Source organism: Streptomyces sp. NPDC056527 (assembly GCF_042794475.1).
Classification (GTDB): domain Bacteria; phylum Actinomycetota; class Actinomycetes; order Streptomycetales; family Streptomycetaceae; genus Streptomyces.
In genome coordinates this window covers 61357-79386 of sequence record NZ_JBHTTQ010000025.1, presented here as the reverse complement: position 1 = coordinate 79386, position 18030 = coordinate 61357, and the positions used below count along the sequence as shown (strand labels likewise).

Annotated in this window: 14 protein-coding genes; 5 read left to right on the top strand and 9 right to left on the bottom strand. The window is 71.4% G+C overall.

Annotation, left to right across the window (positions count from 1 at the left end; all coding sequences use genetic code 11):
- Positions 1-117 precede the first annotated feature (117 nt).
- The 7 genes from ACFQ7Q_RS15655 to ACFQ7Q_RS15625 all read right to left on the bottom strand — a co-directional run bounded on the left by ACFQ7Q_RS15655 (position 118) and on the right by ACFQ7Q_RS15625 (position 9264).
- Complete coding sequence (locus tag ACFQ7Q_RS15655) at positions 118-1833, bottom strand: aldehyde dehydrogenase family protein (RefSeq protein ID WP_383554722.1); 1716 nt, start codon at positions 1831-1833, stop codon at positions 118-120.
- Entirely contained in the window at positions 1830-3392 is a 1563-nt protein-coding gene (locus tag ACFQ7Q_RS15650) for a GMC family oxidoreductase (protein WP_383554720.1), read from the bottom strand. Before ACFQ7Q_RS15650 ends, ACFQ7Q_RS15655 begins: the two co-directional genes overlap by 4 nt.
- A gap of 83 nt (positions 3393-3475) precedes the next feature.
- Positions 3476-4429: an alpha/beta hydrolase gene (locus ACFQ7Q_RS15645; protein ID WP_383554718.1), complete on the bottom strand. Its 954-nt coding sequence runs from the start codon at positions 4427-4429 to the stop codon at positions 3476-3478.
- Entirely contained in the window at positions 4426-5958 is a 1533-nt protein-coding gene (locus tag ACFQ7Q_RS15640; RefSeq protein ID WP_383554715.1) for a flavin-containing monooxygenase, read from the bottom strand. The genes ACFQ7Q_RS15645 and ACFQ7Q_RS15640 overlap by 4 nt, the downstream gene beginning before the upstream one ends.
- Before the next feature lie 178 nt (positions 5959-6136).
- Positions 6137-7177, bottom strand: coding sequence for a phosphotransferase family protein (locus ACFQ7Q_RS15635; protein ID WP_383554712.1), 1041 nt, complete (start codon positions 7175-7177; stop codon positions 6137-6139).
- Positions 7177-7932 carry an SDR family oxidoreductase gene (locus ACFQ7Q_RS15630; protein WP_383554710.1) on the bottom strand — a complete coding sequence of 252 codons (756 nt, stop codon included), beginning with the start codon at positions 7930-7932 and terminating at the stop codon, positions 7177-7179. The genes ACFQ7Q_RS15635 and ACFQ7Q_RS15630 overlap by 1 nt, the downstream gene beginning before the upstream one ends.
- 27 nt (positions 7933-7959) lie before the next feature.
- A complete protein-coding gene (locus ACFQ7Q_RS15625; protein ID WP_383554707.1) occupies positions 7960-9264 on the bottom strand; it encodes a flavin monoamine oxidase family protein in 1305 nt (434 codons plus the stop codon).
- Between the two features lie 223 nt (positions 9265-9487).
- Between ACFQ7Q_RS15625 and ACFQ7Q_RS15620 the strand changes: the two genes are divergently transcribed.
- Entirely contained in the window at positions 9488-10048 is a 561-nt protein-coding gene (locus tag ACFQ7Q_RS15620; RefSeq protein WP_383554705.1) for a TetR/AcrR family transcriptional regulator, read from the top strand.
- Positions 10049-10141: 93 nt separating this feature from the next.
- Here ACFQ7Q_RS15620 and ACFQ7Q_RS15615 read toward each other — a convergent pair whose 3' ends face one another.
- On the bottom strand, positions 10142-11677 hold the full coding sequence (locus ACFQ7Q_RS15615) for a class I adenylate-forming enzyme family protein (RefSeq protein ID WP_383554703.1): 1536 nt from the start codon (positions 11675-11677) through the stop codon (positions 10142-10144).
- Between the two features lie 137 nt (positions 11678-11814).
- Positions 11815-13065, bottom strand: a complete 1251-nt coding sequence (locus ACFQ7Q_RS15610) for a saccharopine dehydrogenase family protein (RefSeq protein ID WP_383554701.1) — start codon at positions 13063-13065, stop codon at positions 11815-11817.
- A gap of 489 nt (positions 13066-13554) precedes the next feature.
- Here ACFQ7Q_RS15610 and ACFQ7Q_RS15605 point away from each other — a divergent pair, with 489 nt between their 5' ends.
- From ACFQ7Q_RS15605 to ACFQ7Q_RS15590, 4 genes are all read left to right on the top strand, one after another.
- On the top strand, positions 13555-13836 hold the full coding sequence (locus ACFQ7Q_RS15605) for a hypothetical protein (protein ID WP_383554698.1): 282 nt from the start codon (positions 13555-13557) through the stop codon (positions 13834-13836).
- Between the two features lie 4 nt (positions 13837-13840).
- Entirely contained in the window at positions 13841-15457 is a 1617-nt protein-coding gene (locus ACFQ7Q_RS15600; protein WP_383554695.1) for a transporter, read from the top strand.
- The gene (locus ACFQ7Q_RS15595) at positions 15438-16322 is read left to right on the top strand and encodes an MBL fold metallo-hydrolase (RefSeq protein WP_383554693.1); all 885 of its coding nucleotides are present in this window, start codon (positions 15438-15440) and stop codon (positions 16320-16322) included. The genes ACFQ7Q_RS15600 and ACFQ7Q_RS15595 overlap by 20 nt, the downstream gene beginning before the upstream one ends.
- Before the next feature lie 139 nt (positions 16323-16461).
- The gene (locus ACFQ7Q_RS15590; RefSeq protein ID WP_383554690.1) at positions 16462-17976 is read left to right on the top strand and encodes a DHA2 family efflux MFS transporter permease subunit; all 1515 of its coding nucleotides are present in this window, start codon (positions 16462-16464) and stop codon (positions 17974-17976) included.
- Positions 17977-18030: the final 54 nt, after the last annotated feature.

Sequence of the window (18030 nt, the reverse complement as noted above, 5' to 3'; positions counted from 1 at the left end):
AGGAGGAGCTGGTCGCCCCGCCGACAGGGCAGGGGCTGATCCGTCGTTGCCGCCGCCGTCGGCCGGCGCGTGGCGCGATGGCCTGGGTCCGCCCCGCGCCGGACGACTTCGTCCGCGTCAGCCGCGCAGCGCCGAGGCGAAGATCTTCGGCAGGGCGGTCCAGCGGGGTGCCGCCGCGAAGTCGGCGAGGAGCCGGCCCGTGGTGGCCGCGGTGCGGTTGGTGACGAACCACGGGGGCCTGGGCGACATGACCGGCTGCCCGTGCAGCAGGGCGCGGGGCGCCGGCCTGAACGGGCCTCGGACGACGGTGCGCTCCGGCCCGTCCAGGAGGAGGGCGTTGTGCACGACGCCGATGCCGCTCTGCACGTCGTCGAGGGTGTGGCCGGGGAAGGCGCCCCAGGTCGCGGTGGCGGTGAGATATCCGACCCCGGTCCACGCGTTCAACGCGACCGTCCCGTAACGAAGTTCGGCGATGGCGTCGTCGAGCGCGGGTCCGAGCGCGGCGAGGGTGCCGGGATGCGCGATCAGGTTCGCGCCCAGGGTGCCGGCGAGCCTCTCGTTGGCGGTGCGGACCGCCTCGTCGAGGAACTGCCGGCCCTCACCGGGCAGCTCCAGGACGCCGAGGACCGGACCGAAATGCTCGGTGGTCAGGGCCGGACCGGGATCCGACGGGTCGAGACCCGTGATCAGCACCCGGCCTCCGCCGATGCGTTCCGCGTCGGGGTACGACGCGAGGGCCCGGCCCACCCGGTCGTCGCTGCCCGGGTAGTACGCGGCACGGGCCGGCGCGTCGGACAGCGCCGCCCGCACATGGGCGAGGAAGCGGTCCTTCTGCGGCCAGTCGGAGCTGATGACGACCACCTGGCTCGCCACGCAGTTGTAGCCGCCGTTGTGCAGCTTCTGGGTGGCGATGTGCTCGGCCTGGTAGCGCATGTCCGCCTCGGACCAGTCGCCCGGTATCACGATCGTCGGTGAGACCCCGCCCAGTTCGCTGGTGACCGGCTTGCCGAGCAGCGGCGTCCCCGCCTTCCTGCGGGCCGCGCCCTCCTCTCCCGTACCGAAGACGATCGCGTCATGGGTCGCCGCGCTGCCGGTCATGTGGACATGGTCGACCTTCGGGTGGTGCACGAGGTACGAGCCGACGTCGGCGCCGCCGGTGAGGATACGGACCGCGCCGAGGTCGACGAGCGGGGCGAGGACGTGACGGAAGACGTCGAGGAGGCCGTCGGTGACCGGGTTGAGCTTCAGGGCCACGACCCGGTTGTTCGCGTACAGCTCGTACAGCACGTCCAGGATCGGGATCGAGGTGATGTTCCCCGCGCCGAGGACGACACCCACGCCCCCGGTGTCGGCCGGGCGGCGAAGTGCCAGGCCCGCTCCCGCGCGCACGCTCTCCTTCGTGACGCCGGGCGGCATCCACACCTCGGCGCTGAAGCCGTTCAGCAGCAGCTGGTCGTAGACGCCGTGCGGCAGCACCCGTACGGCCACCCGCCCGCCGGGCGCCCGGCCGACGGTGAACCCGTCGACGGGACTGCGGTCCTCCTCCAGGGCTTCGACGCTCGCGGCGAGCGCCGCGCAGGAGGTGAGCACCGGGTACGGGCCGGTGATCCACTCCTCGCCGGTGAGGGGGCTGCCGACCGGGAGACGCTTGTACGCGACGGCCGCGCGCACCCACGCCTCCGCCTCGCGGGCGGTGGCCGCGTGCACCTGTTCCAGGAGTTCGCGCCGCCTGGCGAGGCCGCAGGCGGCCCAGGCGGTCTCGCCCCGGACCAGGTCGTCCAGCGCCCTGTCGACCTCCCGCACCCGGTCGGCGAGGGGCGCGGAGACGGTCATCGCATGGCTCCCTTGACGAGGTCGGCGGCCTTCTCCGCGGCCATGATCGTGGGCGCGTTGGTGTTGCCACGAGGGACCGACGGCAGGACGGAGGCGTCCACGACCCGCAGGCCCGGTACGTCGTACACGCGCAGCTCGGGGTCGACCACCGCGCCGATGGCACAGGTCGACGTCGGGTGGTACAGCGTCTGCCCGGACCGCTGCGCCCAGGCGAGCAGGTCCGCGTCGGAGGCCGAGGCCGACGGCACCTCTCCGTACGGACCCGTGACGAGATCCGCGACCGCCGACTGCGCCGCGATCTCCAGGGCGATCCTGATCCCGGCGACGATGGACTGCCGGTCCTCGGACGTCGTCAGGTAGTTGTGCACGATCCGCGGTGCGGCGTCCGGGCGCGGCGAGCGCAGGGTGACGGCGCCACGGCTGGTCGGGGCCACCACGCAGGGGCCGAAGGCGAAGCCGTGCTCGGTGGGCGCGCCGAGCCCCTCCTGGTGGAAGAGGACCGGGGCCGCGTGGAACTGGATGTCGGGGGCGGTCAGTTCGTCGCGGCTGCGGAAGAAGCCGCCGGCCTCCCCGACGTTGGAGGTGAGCGGGCCGCGCCCCTCGCCCTGGAGCAGCGCCGCGTTCGCCGGACTCGCCGCCGCGATCAGGGACTCGGCGTCCGTACGGAAGTTCAGCAGAGTCATGTAGTGGTCCTGCAGCCCCTGGCCGACGGGAAGATCACGCACCACAGCGACACCGAAGGCGGCCAGCGTGTCGGCCGGTCCGATCCCGGACAGCATGAGCAGCTTCGGCGACTCGTAGGCGCCGGCGGACACGATGACCTCGTGCTCGGCGCGGACGACCTCGATCGTGCCGCCGCGCTCGACCTCCACGCCGACCGCCCGGCCGTCCTCGATCACGACCCGGTGGGCGTGGGCCGAGGAGAGCACGGTCAGATTCGGGCGTTCCAGGGCCGGGTGGAGGTAGGCGACGGATGCGCTGCAGCGCAGGCCGCCGCGCTGCGTGAGCTGGTAGCGCCCGACACCGAACTGCGTGTCGCCGTTGAAGTCCTCGTTCGCCTTGTGCCCGGCCTGCTCGGCGGCCCGTACGAACGCCGAGGCGAGCGGGTGCACGGACCGGCCGTCGCTGACCGTCAGCGGACCCCCCGCTCCGTGGAAGCCGTCCTCGCCCCGCTCGTTGTCCTCCGAGCGCCTGAAGTACGGCAGCACCTCGTCGTACGACCAGCCGGTGGCTCCGGCCGCGGCCCAGCCGTCGTAGTCGGCGCGGTTGCCCCGGATGTAGATCATGGCGTTGAGGGAGCTGGAGCCGCCGAACACCTTGCCCCGGGGGAGATAGGTCCGCCGACCGCCGATCCCCGGCTCCGGGTCGGAGTCGAGGTCCCAGTCGAGCGCGGACTTGAACAACTGCGGGAAGGCGGCCGGTACATGGATCTCCTGCGCGGTGTCGGGGCCGCCCGCCTCGATCAGAGCCACTCGGACGTCGGGGTCCTCCGACAGCCGCGCCGCGAGCACGCAGCCCGCGGATCCGGCGCCGACGATGACGTAGTCGTACATGTTCATCCCGTCCCTTGAATGAAGAATGCCTGTAACGAACGAAGGTGTGCGGACTCCGCGCCGGTACGCGCGCGATCCGCGTCGGGCGGCTAGGCCCCGGGAGCCCGGTGCCGCCCTCTGCGTGGGGCCCGTACCGGATCCAGGGCATCGGAGAGGAAGTCGAGCTGGTCGGCGACGGCCCGCCGCTGCCACGGCCCGTCGTACACGTCGAAGTGGTCGACGGGATACTCGCGGAGCTCGGCCCACCGGCCCGCCTGCCGGGCGGCCCGGCGCGCGGCGTCCGGAGGCGCGACGCGGTCGTCCGTGCCGACCTGCACGAGGACCGGGCACGCGAGGCGGGCGGCGAAGGTGACCGGCCGGTTGAACCCGACCTCCAGCGCCGCGCGTGCGCGGGCCTCGTTGCGCCAGGTCCGGCCGGCCATCGACACGACGTCCATGGCCCCGGGGGTGCTCATCATCGCCAGGGACCCCGGCGGTCCGACGATCGGTACGAGGTGCGGCGGCTGCCCTGCCAGGGCACGGGCCGCGTCGCGCAGCCCGTGCCCGGCCATGCGCAACAGCCGGCCGACCCCGGCGTGGCGCACGATCTGCCGCATGGTGGCGAGGCCGTCCACCGCGGGCGTCAGCGAGACCACCGCTGCCACCCGCCGGTCCTGTGCGGCGACCACGATGGCGTGTCCGCCGGAGTACGACGTGCCCCACAGCACGATCCGGTCCGGATCGACGCCCGGCAGGCGTCGGGCCGCCGCGAGGGCCGCGTGGTAGTCCTGTCGCTGGCGACGCACCGACACATCCTGGCGCAGCCGGCCACCGGACTCCCCGAAGCCGCGGTAGTCGAACACGAAGGCGTCGATGCCGGCGTCGGCGAAGGACTCGGCGTAGCCCAGGAGACCGCTGTCGCGGGTGCCGCCGAAGCCGTGGGCCATGACCACGCACGGTCGCCCGCTGGGTCCGGCGAGTGCGTCGCTCCCCGCTCGAACGTGCCAGGCGGCGCAGCTGACGCCGTGGCTGGCGAAGGTGATGTCACTCCGCGGCGGGCTCATCGCGCTCCTCCCGGACGGGATGCGGAGGACGGCGGCGTCATCGCGGTGAACTTGAGCGCGCTGTGCTCGACCGGCCCGTGACGCAGACGCTCGACGTCGTTCTCGTAGGCCATCTCGACCGTCCACGGGCCGCGGGTTCCCGCTCGCGGGAACAGGCCGATTCCCCTTCGGACGTAGTTCGAGCTCAGGTCCATGTACGGCACCAGCTCCATCGACGGGTCGTCGACCATCGGCACGACGGTGCCGTAGCCGTACGCGTCCATGTGGTCCAGGAGCCGGCAGAAGTGCTCGCAGACCAGGTCGACCTTGAGCGTCCAGGAGAGGTTCGTGTAGCCGAGCGCGAACGCGAGGTTCGGCACGCCGGAGAGCATCATCGCCTTGTACGCGGTCGTGTCCGACGGCTGCACCGGATGTCCGTCGACACTCAACCCGACCTTGCCGAAGGGCGACATGGTGAGCCCGGTGGCGGTCACGATGATGTCGGCTGACACCTCCTGGCCCGACTTCAGCAGGATGCCGGTCCTGGTGAACCGGTCGATGTGGTCCGTGACCACCGAGGCCCGCCCGGCCGAGATCGCCTTGAACAGATCGCCGTCCGGCACCACGCACAACCGCTGGTCCCAGGGGTCGTAACGGGGTGTGAAGTGGGTGTCGACGTCGAAGTGCCGGGGCAGCTGCCGGCGTACGTTCGCGATGAGCAGCCTGCGCATCACCTTCGGCGCGCGCCTGCTCGCCTTGTAGACGCCGCGGGTGAACAGGATGTTCTTGCGCCGGATGACCCGGTGCGCGCGCTTGTGGCCGAGCAGCCTTCTCAGCGCGACGGCGACGGTGTCGTGGGCGGGAAGGGAGAAGACGTAACTCGGCGAGCGCTGCAGCATCGTGATGTGGCCTGCCGTGCGGGCCATCGAGGGGATCAGGGTGACGGCGGTGGCGCCGCTGCCGATCACGACCACACGCTTGCCCGTGTAGTCCAGGTCCTGGGGCCAGTGCTGCGGATGGACGACCGTACCCGCGAAGTCCTCGACCCCCGCGAACTCGGGGGTGAACCCTGCCTCGTGGTCGTACATGCCGGTACCCAGGAACAGGAATCGTGCGGTGAACCTCACCTTCTTCCGGCTGCCCGAGTGCTGGGCGGTGACGGTCCACCGCCCTTCCGCCGAGGAGAACTCGGCCGCCAGAACCCGATGCCCGAAGCGGATGTGCTCGGTCAGGCCGTGTTCCTGGGCGGTCTGCCGCAGGTAGTCGACGATGAGGTGCCCGTCCGCGATCGACTTGCGGTCGGTCCAGGGCTTGAATCCGTATCCGAACGTGGGCATGTCCGAGTCCGAGCGAATGCCGGGGTACTGGAACAGGTCCCATGTCCCCCCGATCGAGTCGCGGCTCTCCAGGACGGTGAACGTCGTCCCCGGGCGGAGGGACTTGAGATGGGAGGCTGCTCCGATCCCCGAGATCCCGGCACCGATGATCAGTACGTCGACGTCGGCCCGGCCGGATGACGTTCGACTGGTGTGCGCGTTCCTGCTCGTCACTGGTGGCTCCCGGACGCGGTGGTGAGTGGGTGCGGGGGTTCGGCTGCTGCCGGTCGGATCCCGCCGGCGGCCCGGCGGCGGAGTTCGGCGCGCGCGAGCGTGTTCCGCGTCGGGCCCGTCGGCGACGCGCCGTGAGGCTGGAGCGGCTCGGCGCGGGGGGCGAAAGCGAAGCGCATGGTCAGTGTTCCTTGAGTGCGACGAGGCCGGCGTGGAGCAGGGGGTGGATCGCCTCGCCGATCCGGTCGAAGCCGGGGCCGACGGTCTGCCCGCTGAGATGGCGGTAGTGGACGCCCTCGAGGATCGCGGCGAGCTTGAAGGCCGCGAGGCCGAGGTGGAAGCCCAGGTCGCCCAGGTCGCGCCCGCTGCGGGCGGCGTACCGGGCGATGACCTCCTTCTCGGAGAGGAAGCCGGGTGCGTCGCCGGCGTCGGGGGCGATCGAGGGTCCGACGAGGCGGGCGAGCCGGGTGTAGAGCAGCATCAGAGCCAGATCGGTGACCGGGTCGCCCACGGTGGCCAGCTCCCAGTCGATGACGGCGCGGAGCCGGTCGCCGCTGTCGACCAGCACGTTGTCGAGGCGGAAGTCGCCGTGGACGATCCCGGGGCGCGCGGCGGAGTCCGCCGCGGGGGCCCGCTCTTCGAGCGCGGCGTGCAGGGCTACGGCGTCCGGCAGGTCGCGGGAGTACGACTCGCCCATCTGCCTGCGCCACCGGGCCACCTGTCGGGCGAGGAACCCTTCGGGCCGGCCGAAGCCGCCGAGCCCGACCGCGTCCGGATCCACCGTGTGGAGGTCGGCGAGGGTGTCCACGAGCGCGCCGGAGATCCGCCGCACCCGCCCCGGGCCGAGCGGAGCCAGATCGGCGGCCGTGCGGTACGGCCGGCCGTCGACCGCCTCCATCACGTAGAACTCGGCGCCGAGGATGCCGGTGTCGAGGCAGAGGCCGTACAGCCGTGGCACCGGCACGGGCGTGTCGGCGAGCGCCGACATCACCGCGTACTCGCGTCCCATGTCGTGGGCGGTGGCGAGCACGTGGCCCAGTGGCGGGCGGCGCAGGATCCAGGTCGCCTCCCCGTCGGTGAGGCGGTACGTCAGGTTCGACTTGCCGCCGGTCACCAGCGTGGCCGACAGGGTGCCGACGCGCGCCTGCGGCAGGGTTTCGGCGAACCAGGGGCGCAGGCGCGCCAGTTCGAGGCCCGGAGACTCCTCGTCGCGCAGGCTCATCACGCGCCGCCCGCCACGGCGAGTCCACCGTCGACGACCAGCGTCCGGCCGGTCATCCACGCCGCGTCCGCGGAGAGCAGGAACGCCACGACGCCGCCGACGTCATCGGGAGCCCCCAGTCGCCCCAGCGGGTACTCCGCCGCGACCTCGTCCTCGCGACCCTCGTAGAGCGCGGCGGCGAACTTGGTCTTGACCACGGCGGGGGCGACCGCGTTGACCCGGATTCCCGGGCTGAGTTCGACGGCCAGCTCCTTGGTGAGATGCATCAGCATCGCCTTGCTCGCGCCGTACATCGCGATGCCGGGTGCCGGCCGGATGCCGCCGACGGAGGCGACGTTGACGATCGCGCCGCCGTGCCGTCCCATCCACGCCTTGGTGATCTTCTTCGTCCACGACAGGGCGGCGAGGCAGTTGACCTCCACGATGTTGCGCGCCACGTCGGGGTCGAGTGCGAGCAGCGGCCCGTAGACGGGGTTGACGGCGGTGTTGTTGACGAGCAGGTCGGCGCTGCCGAAGGTGTCGATCGCCTTCGCGATCGCCTCGTCCTGGTGGCCGGTGTCGGCGGCGTGGCCGGCGACACCGAGGGCGTGGTCGGGACCGCCGAGCGTGGCGACGGCCTCGGCCAGGGCGTCCTTGTCGCGTCCGGTGAGGACGACCTTGGCGCCTTCGGCGACGAGCCGTTCGGCTATGGCGAGCCCGATGCCGCGGCTGGCACCGGTGATGATCGCGGTCTGCCCGGTGAATCTGTCGGCCATGGTTGCTCCTTGACGGGATCGGGCGGGTCAGTGGTGGCCGTCGGCCAGTGCCGCGGTGACGTCCCGGGCGGCTCGGGCGCCGCTCTCGATGGCACCGTCGATCCCTCCGACGCCGAACGCCGCGATGTCGCCCCCGGCGAAGTGGATGCGTCCGTGGGGCTCACGCAGGCCGGGAGCGGCCTTGGTGAGGTGGCCGGGGCGGTGGTGGACCCACGTTCCCTGGGAGAACTCGTCGCCGACCCAGTCGTGGACCGCCGTATCGACGACCTCGATGCCGGGGACGAAGGTCCGCAGCGCGGCCTGCACGGCCTCGCGGTCCGTGCCGTCGATGGCCGAGGCGTCGGAGGCGAAGCACACGACGAGCGTGTCGCCGTCGTGCAGGTACTCGACGCGGACGGAGTTGAGGGGGTTCTTGCCGACCGGGGCGAAGGCGAAGAACGGTTCGATCTCGCCTCGGACGCGTGCCCAGATCTTGGCGGTCCGCATCGGGTGCTTCTGCTCGATCATGTCCCGCACCGGCTGGGCGAGGCGGGGGCTGACGCTGATGTCGGACAGCGTGTTGAGGGGGAGAGCGACGACGGCCGAGCGGGCCCGGATCCGCTCACCCGTGCGGGTGGTCACGGTGACGGAGGTGCCGTCGTCGTCGATCGAACCGACGGGGGTGGAGAGGCGGAGCTCGGCCTTCGACTCGCCGAGGATGGCGTCGAGCAGCCGCCTGGTGCCGCCTTCGATCGGCCAGTAGCCGGCGGTCTCCATGAACGCGGCCCAGTCGCCGAAGCTGGCGGCCGCCCAGACGAGCAGCTGCTCGGTGCCCTGCTCGCTGTAGGAGTGGACCAGGGTGGCCAGTGTCCCGTCGAGGACGTCCCTGTCGTAAGGGGAGAGCGCCAGCGAATCGAGCCGGTCCCCGATCGTCTCCTGCCCGATGTCGTCGTTGTCGACCGCGTTGACCTCGAACGGCAGGGGGAACCGGGCGCGTGCGTCGGCGAAGAAGCGGGCTGCCAGGGGGCTTACGGCCGCGTTGTAGTCGAGCTGACTGCCCGAGTGCACGGTCCCGTCGGCGAGCCAGTACACCTTGTCGATGTCGAGCGGCACCGCCAGCGGGATGCGGTGGCGCTGGAGTTCGCGCCATACGTTCGGCTGCGTCCAGTGCACGTAGGTGCCGCCGAGATCCACCCGGCGGCCGAAGGCCTCGTCCGTGTAGGTGCGGCCACCGACCCTGTCGCGCGCCTCGAGCAGGACCACCGAGTGGCCCTCGACGCTGAGGTCCCGTGCGGCGGTGACCCCGGCGAAGCCGGCTCCGATCACCACGACGTCACAAGAACTGTTGGCCATGACCGTCTCCGTTCTGCTGTCCGCGCCCTGTGCGCGCGGCGAGTGTCGGGACCGGCTCGGGTACCGCATGAGCCAATCCCGATTCGAGTTCGAGTTTATGAGGTGTTCGCGAGCTGTCAACCATCGAGAGCGCGCCGGCTCGCGGTGGCTGATACGATCTCGAATTGTGTTCGAGAAAAAGTTGACAACCTCGGCGCCGGCCCGTCCGGTCCAGCGCCGTGGCATGGAGCGCAGGCGGGCCATCCTCGACGCCGCCGAGGCGTTGCTGGGCGAGCAGGGCTACGAGGCGGCGACCCTGAAGGCGATCGGTGAGCGGGCCGGCATCCCGATCGCCAGCGTCTATCACTACTTCTCCGACCGGTACGAGGTCGACGCCGAACTGCTGCGGCGCCATGCGGACGAGATCGAGAAGCTGATCGACGTCGCTCTGGAGCACCCGCGGCCGCACACGCTGCGGGACGCCACGGACGCCGTCGTCGACCCCGTCTGCACCTACTTCCGTGCCCACCGGAGCTGCACCGAGCTGTGGTTCTCCGGGCGCAGTTCGACGGTGGAGGACCTGGTCCGGGCCTTCGACGAGGCGCAGGCCGAGCGGCTCTGGCGTCTCCTCGTCGAGCGGGGGCTGGTCGCGGCCGAGACTCCCCTCCTCGTCCTCCAGCTCGCCTTCGAGGCGGGCAACCGCCTCTTCGACATCGCGTTCCGGCGCTCGCCCGCGGGCGACGACGCCACGATCGACGAGGCCCGCCGTCTGGTGACCGCGTATCTGGAGACGTACGCGCCGTAGGCCCGCCGCGGCCGGAGCCGGGGCCTCGGACCGGAAAGCGGCCCTGCGCGACGCGAGCGCGTCGCCGACCGCCTGCCGGTCCGGACTCCTGTGCTACCGAAGCGGCGCACCCCAACGCACCTGCTCTCGCAGCACGTTCTTGAGGAGCTTGCCGCCGGCGTTGCGCGGCAGCGCGTCGGTGACGACCGCCGCGTACTGCGGGACCTTGAAGTCGGCGAGACGGTCCCGGCAGTGAGCGATCACGGCGGCGACGTCGAGTCCGTCCCGGTCGGAGAAGAGGACGGCTCCGACCTTTTCCCCCATCACGTCGTCGGGTACGGCGAGGACCGCCGCGTCGGCGACACCGGGCGCGGAGAGCAGGACCGCTTCGACCTCCACGCTGGAGACGTTCTCGCCGCCACGATTGATGATGTCCTTGATCCGGTCGACGATGTGGACGCGTCCGGCCTCGTCGATCCGGACGATGTCCCCGGTGTGCAGCCAGCCGTCCACGATCGTCTCCGCGGTCGCGGCCGGCCGATTCCAGTAGCCGGTGGTGACGTTGGCGCCGCGGACCACCAGCTCGCCCGTGCTCGGGTCGTCGCCGATCGGTACGACACCGAGGTCCACGGAGGGCACCGCGTACCCGACGGAATCCGCGTGGTCGACGGCGTCCCGGTCCGGCAGGACCGTGATCAGCGACGCCGTCTCGGTCATGCCGTATCCATTGATGACCGTGGCCCGCGGGAACGCCTCCCGGAGCGACCGTACGAGCGCGGGGGCGATCGGCGCACCGCCGTACGCCACGGTGCGCACCCCGGACACGTCGGCGCCGGCGAACCCCGGGTGGCGGAGCAGCAGGGAGTACACCGCGGGCACGGTCACCAGGAAGGTGATCCTTTCTGCCGTCAGTGCCTCCGTCAGCCCGGGCAGGTCGAGCGTGGGCATGATGACGGACGCGCCACCGACGTAGGCGGCGACCATCAGCTGTGCGTTGCAGGCCGTGACGTGGAACAACGGCACGGAGATCAGTGTGCGCAGCTCGGGTCCCACGGTTCGTGGGATGTCGAGGCAGCGGACCATGTTCTCGGCACTGGTGACGAACGCCTCGTGCGTGGTCGGCACGCCCTTGGGGCGTCCGGTCGTGCCCGAGGTGTAGAAGAGCGCGACGACGTCGGTGGGGTCCGGGTCGGCCGTCACGTACGGCGGACCGTCGGGCAGCGGCGCGTCGTCCGGCAGGTCGACCTTCACGCCCGCGTCACCGAGGACGAACTCCACCTCCGGCGGCGCTGACCGCGTGTTGACCGCGACGGCGATGCCGCCGGCCATGACGGTGCCCCAGAAGGCGACCACCCAGTTCGTGCCCGCCGCGTACCGCACGGCCACCCGGTCCCCGCGTCCCACTCCGCGAGCTCGCAGCCCACCGGCGACGCGTGCGGCGCGTTCCCACAACCGGCCGTAGGTGAGGCGCTCTCCGCCGAGTTCGACGACGGCCTCGGCTTCGGGCCGCGCGTCGACGTGCCGACGGAGCAGGTCGAGCAGCGTCGCGGGCACCTTCGTGTAGCGGGGGACGCCGTGCGCGTCCCTGGTCAGGCCCTCCTGTGGGAAGGGGGTGCGTGAGCGCGGGACGGGGGTGACGGGGCGGGGCATCTCGGCGGCTCCAAGAAGGGTGCGTGGGTGGTCGACACACGCGAAGCGGTCTGTGGGGGACCAGGGCATCGCCGCGACCGACCTCCCTGGTGCGAGGCCGCTGCGATGCCCTGGTCGGGGTCGAGTCGGGAGCGTCCCTAGCGCAGCGACTCGACGATCTCGTAGCGCGGCGTGCCCACGCGCTCCAGGGCGGTGTAGAAGGCCTCGGGCTCGGCCCAGTCCTCGGGGGCGTACGAGCCGGTGCGCTTACCGGCCTCGTCGAGCGCGAGCACCATGAACGCGGCGCAGGCGGTCCCGGTCACCGTGGCCATGCTGGCGGCGAGGTACGCCCCCGGTCCGCTGACGGGAGTGCGCCGGACGGCCACCGCCGGGCGCCCGTCACGGGTGCCGGTGACGCGCGCCAACAGGCCGCCGCGCCAGGTGTACCGGCGGCGGATGGCCGACGCCCCGAGGAACTTGAGCAGCTCGCCCGCGCCGCTCTCGCCGCGCCGGACCTGGCCGATCATGCCGCGCAACGCGTGACGCCAGCCGGTGAGGGTGCCGGGACGGCTCTTGACGATCTCCATCATGAAGTCGACGGCCTCGTCGGAGGTCATGGCGCCCGACTGGATGGCCTGACCGAGCCCCTTGACCAGGCCGTTGACCGGCGCCGGGTCCATGCCGCCGAGGCAGCGGATGCGCCGGGCCTCGGGGTAGCGGCGGGGCAGGGTCACGGGCTCGGGGTGCGCCGTCTCGTACAGGAGCGTCTCACCCAGGCCGCCGCCCATGGGGGCCGAACCGGTCTCCACGTAGGACTCGTGGTGGGCCGGCCCGCCGTTCTCCCACGTCAGGCAGTCACCGGCGGCGATGTGCATCAGGTGATGGATGACCGCCCGGCCGACGTTCGGGCGCTCGTCGCCGACCGTCCAGAACATCTCGATGTCCTCGACGCTGTCGAGCTCGCTCGCGGCGTCGACCACCATCACGTTGCTCATGCCCGGTGAGGCGCCGCAGCCGATGTAGAGCGGGATGCCTGCCGCCTTGGCCTTGTCGGCGAGGCTCAGCGCGTGCTCGGTGCTCTCGACGTCGTCGTCGAAGTCGAGGTACGGCACTTTCAGCTCGATGCAGGCCGAGATCACGGGCTCGGAGGTACGGATGTAGGGCCCCGCGCCGAGGACGACGAGGGCGGCGCCGTCGATCACCTCGAGGAGGTCGGTGCGGTCGTAGAGGTCCAGCCGCCGGACCTTGGCCCGGCCGGCGGGCAGCCGCTTGAGCAGCGGCTGAAGGAGTTCGGGCCGGATGTCGCAGAGGGTGAGCTCCCAGTCGCCGTCCGACCGCGCGAAGCGCTCGATGGCCACCTTGCACATCTCGCCGGCGGCGCCGATGAAGACGACCCGTCGCGCCGTCATGCTGCCGCTCCGGCGGTTCCGACCCCGAGCACCGCGTCATAACAGTGGGTCATGACCCGCTCCGTTCTGTTGCCGTCGCCGTGCGCATCCGGCGATGTCCGAATCGCGGTCGGCGAGCGGCCGAGACGCGAGATTCGATTACGAATCGAGTTCGAGTTTAGTCACCGGTCCGGCGCCCCCGTCAAGGCCGTGTCCGTCCATCGGCTCGCCCGGTGGCGTCCTGGGGGGCGGTTGACGATGCCCAGTCATCAAGACCTAAACTCAAATACGATTCGAAATCGACTTGGTTGAATCGGCTCGCCTCCCCTCGCTCCGCATCGCCAACAGGCCGCCGCCCGGGGGCAGTCCGGCCCCCGCGGCCCTTCGGGGCGCCGCCGCACCCACTTCACATCCCTCTGTCCGGAGGTTTCCGTGTCCTCGCCCTTCATCTCGGCCCCACCCGGTCGTCCGCCCGCGCCGCGACGCGGCGGAATCGGCCCCCGTGACACCGTGCAACGTGTCCGACGGACCTTCCTGGCCGTCAACGCGGTGCCCCTGGCCATCGGCCTCGTACTGTCCTGCGCCACCGCGCTCGGCGGGGTCGCCGTGTACGGTCGGCTCTCGCTCGGCCTCGTCTGGGGTTTCCTGCAACTCGGCCTCTTCGTCGCGAGCGCCTGGTGGTTCGAGGACCGGTCCACACGGCTGAGCGGCTCCGACGAACGGCCCCTGCCCTCGGGCCCGCCGGCGGCCGGTGGCTCGACCGCGTCTCGCGCGTCCGAGGCCGGGTGGTGAGCCGATGCGCCTGACACTGCTGAGCTCGGACGCGCTCGACCCGGTCGGCTCCGCCGCCAGAGGTCCCGTGATCACCGCGTTTCTGCTCTTCATCGGCCTGTGCCTGCTGTGGGTCCTGACCCTCGCCACTCAGGACGACCGCCCCGAACAGCTCTACACCGCCGAGCGGTCACTCTCGCCGGTCTTCAACGGCTTCGCCATGGCCGGCGAGCACATCACGGTCCTGACCCTGTTCGCGGCCTCCGGGGCGGTCGCCCTCTTCGGCTACGACGGGTTCGCCACGGTCGTGACCAGCGTCATCGCTCTCGGGGTACTGCTCCTGCTCGCCCGGAAGATTCGCGACACCGGTTGCTTCACGCTCGGTGGCCTCTTCTCCCTGCGCGCGTCGGAACCGGGACCGCGTGCGGCGGGCGTCGTGGTCACGCTGGTCATCACGATTCCGCTGCTCATGGTCCTCCTGCGGGCCGCCGGCATCAGTGCGGCGCTGTTGATCGGTCTGTCGAGCCATCAGGCACAGGTGGCCTGCACGGTGTTGATGGGCTGCCTCGTCGCCTTCTTCGCAGCGGTGGCGGACCTGAGGGGCGCCGGCTTCGTGCAGGTCGTCAAGGTGCCCGTCACCTTGGTGACGCTCGCGGTGGTCACCCTGCTCGCCCTGAGGAAGTTCTCGTGGGACCCCGGCGAGCTGGTCTCGACCGCGGTGGAGCGGAGCATGGCGCCGGACGGGTATCTGAGCCCGGGGCTCTGGGCGCACACGGCCGGCCTCGGCCCGCTGAACACGATCAGCGACTTCATCGTCGTGACGCTCGGCACGGCGACCATGCCCCATCTGATCCTCCGTGTCGCGGCGTCGCGGAGCGGGCGGTCGGCACGCCGGTCCATGAGCATCGCCGCGGGTCTTACCGGCGTCTTCTTCCTCCTCCTGATCACTACCGGATTCGCGGCGGCCGCCGTCGTCGGCAGCGAGGAGATCGGCGCGGTCGACGCCAATGGACAGGCGGCACCGATCCTGCTCGCCTCGCGCGTGCTCGGTCACGAGTCGGCGGGACGCGTCGTGCTCATCACCGTCGTGGCGTGCGTCGCCTTCCTCGCCGTGCTGACGGCCGTGGCCAGCGTGACCTTCGCCGCCGCGGTCTCCGTCGTCGACGACGTCCTCGCCCGGGTCAGGCGCCCGCTCACCGACACCGGTGCGCTCTCGGCCGTGCGGCTGGTCGTCGGCATCCTGTGCGTCGGCGGCCTGTCGCTGTCGGCCGCCGTGCATCGCCATCCCGTCGAGTTCCTGTTCACCTTCTCCCTGAGCGTGGCGGCGACATGCGTCTTCCCCGTGCTGATCTACACCTTCTACTGGCCGGCGTTCGACCGTCAGGGGCTGCTCTGGTCCGTGTACGGGGGGCTCTTCCTCTGCACCCTGCTCACGGTGTTCTCGCCCACGGTCTCGGGGACCGCGTACGCGCTCTGGCCCGAACTGAGCTTCGACTGGTACGCGTTCCACACCCCGGGCCTGGTGTCGGTCCCGGCGGCATTCCTCCTCGGATGGCTGGGTAGCACGAGATCATCGGCGCGGCGGAAATCCGTGCGGGCTTCGGAGGCGGGAGGTGCGGACCATGGGGCGTACCACCGCTGAGTACGGGGGCGTCACCGTTCTCGTCGGCGCCGATCGCGGCACCTATCCCCACGGGAACTCGCTGCTCGTCAGGGGTCCGACGGCGTCGGTGGTCATCGACCCGTCGCTGTCGCTGGTCGCGGACGCTCCACCGGCCGACGCGGTACTGGTGAGTCACGCCCACGAGGACCACATCGCCGGCCTGGGCAGCTACGACGTTCCCGTCCACATCCACCACGGCGACCTGGAGGCGCTGCGATCCCGCGCGGTCATGGTCGCCGGATTCGGCCTCGCGCCGGAGTCCGTCGACGAGGTCGACGCGAGGATGAGGGACGCGTTCCATGTGCGGGGCCGTCCGGACGCGTCGGCCTGCGCGGACGGCGATGTCTTCGATCTGGGTGGGGGCCGCACCGTGACCGTCGTCCATCTCCCCGGCCACACCACGGGGCACAGCGGCTTCCTTGTCGAGCCGGACGGCTTCCTGTTCCTCGCGGACATCGACCTGACCTCGTTCGGGCCGTACTACGGCGACGTCGGCAGCAGCCTCGTGGACTTCGAGGCGTCGCTGCGACGATGCCGGGACATCGACGCGCGCTGGTACGGGACGTTCCACCAGAAGGGCGTCATCGAGGGAGCCGCGGAGTTCAGGCGTCGCCTCGACGCGTACTCCGGCGTGGTCGAGCGACGGGACACGACACTCCTGGCCTTCCTCCGTGAACCGAGGACCCTTGAGGAGGTCGTCGCGCACCGGCTGGTCTACCGCCCCCATGTCGAAGGACCGCAAGTGGTACCGGTGGAGCGGAGGACGGCGACGCAGCACGTGGAGCGGTTGGTGGCCGGGGGCTTCGTCGCGGAAGTGGAGACGGGGCGGTACCGCGCGCTGTGAGCCATGCCCGTCGGGTGCACCCCGCGGGCAAAATGGTTTGAGCTTCGGCGGCGGCACCGGCAGGATCGGGGGCTACCGATGAGTTCTTCCCGGCGCCCCGGTCTGTCAGTGTGACCTGCCACGTGCGGAGGACACTCACATGACGGAAGGCGCCATGCTCGCACCACACGAAACGCCCGCTCACCCGCCCGCCCGCGTCACCGCCGTGCTGCGGATTCTCGTGCTGTCCACGTTCGTCGTCCTCCTCAACGAGACGATCATGGTCAACGCGATCCCGCGGCTCATGCGCGAGTTCGAGGTCACCGCGGCGGCCGCGGGGTGGCTGTCCACGGCCTTCATGCTCACCATGGCCGTCGTCATCCCGGTGACGGGGTGGTTCCTCCAGCGCGTGACGACTCGGACCGCCTTCGGCCTGGCCATGGCGCTGTTCCTCGCCGGCACGGCGCTGGCCGCGGCCGCGCCCGCCTTCCCCGTGCTCCTGGCCGCCCGCGTCGTCCAGGCCAGCGGCACCGCCGTCATGATGCCGCTGCTCATGACGACGCTGATGACGCTCGTGCCCCCGCACGACCGCGGCCGTGTCATGGGCAACATCACCCTCGTCATCTCCGTCGCACCCGCCCTCGGCCCCGCGGTCTCCGGTGTGCTGCTGCAACTGGGGTCATGGCGCCTGCTGTTCCTGGCCGTGCTGCCCATCGCAGGAGCCATGGCGGTGTTCGGTCGGCGCAAGCTGGTCAACATCGGCGAGCCGCAGGCGGGCCCGATCGACTGGCCGTCCGTCCCGCTGGCGGCGGCGGGCTTCGGCGCCCTGGTCTACGGCCTGAGCGAGCTCGGTGCCGGGGACGCGACCCGGGCCCCCGTGCCCCCGGCGGCCATGACCCTGGCCGGCGCCGTGCTGGTGGCCCTCTTCGTATGGCGACAGCTGGCACTGCAGCGCTCGTCCACGCCGCTGCTGGACCTGCGTGCCCTGACATTCCGTCACTTCTCGGTGGCGCTCGCCCTGATGTGCCTGTCCTTCATGGCCCTCATGGGTGCGTTCATCCTGCTGCCGATCTATCTGCAGGAGGTGTGCGGCCTGACCTCACTGCAGACCGGGCTGCTCCTCATCCCCGGCGGCCTGACCATGGGCCTGCTCGGACCGCAGGTCGGCAAGTTGTACGACCGGCTCGGCGCACCACGCCTGGTCGTACCCGGAGCCGCGCTCACGGCGCTGTGCCTCGGACTGTTCGCCCTCACCGGCGAACAGACCTCGCCGTGGCTGGTGCTCGCCCTTCACGTGGCCCTGAGCGCCGGAATGGCGTTCGTCTTCACCCCTGTCTTCACCTCCGGCCTGTCCGTGCTGCCGCCGCACCTCTACCCCCACGGCTCCGCCATCCTGGGCTCGCTCCAACAGGTCGCGGCCGCCGCCGGCACCGCCCTGGTCATCAGTGTCATGTCGGGCCAGGCCGCCACGGCAGTCGCAGACGGCGCCGACGGCACCGGCGCCCTGGCCACGGGCATCCGGTGGGGATTCGGCATCGGCGCCGTGCTCGGCACCCTGGCCGTGCTCGTCGCACTGCTGGTCCGCACTCCGCCCGCTCCGCAGCAGCCTGCCGCTCCGGAGTCCCAGGACGAAGACGGCACCACGACGACCAAGACCGCCCACAGCCCCACCTGACACCCGGGCCGATCGGCCGATGACACCCTGGCTGCGTACGAACGCTCCCAGGGT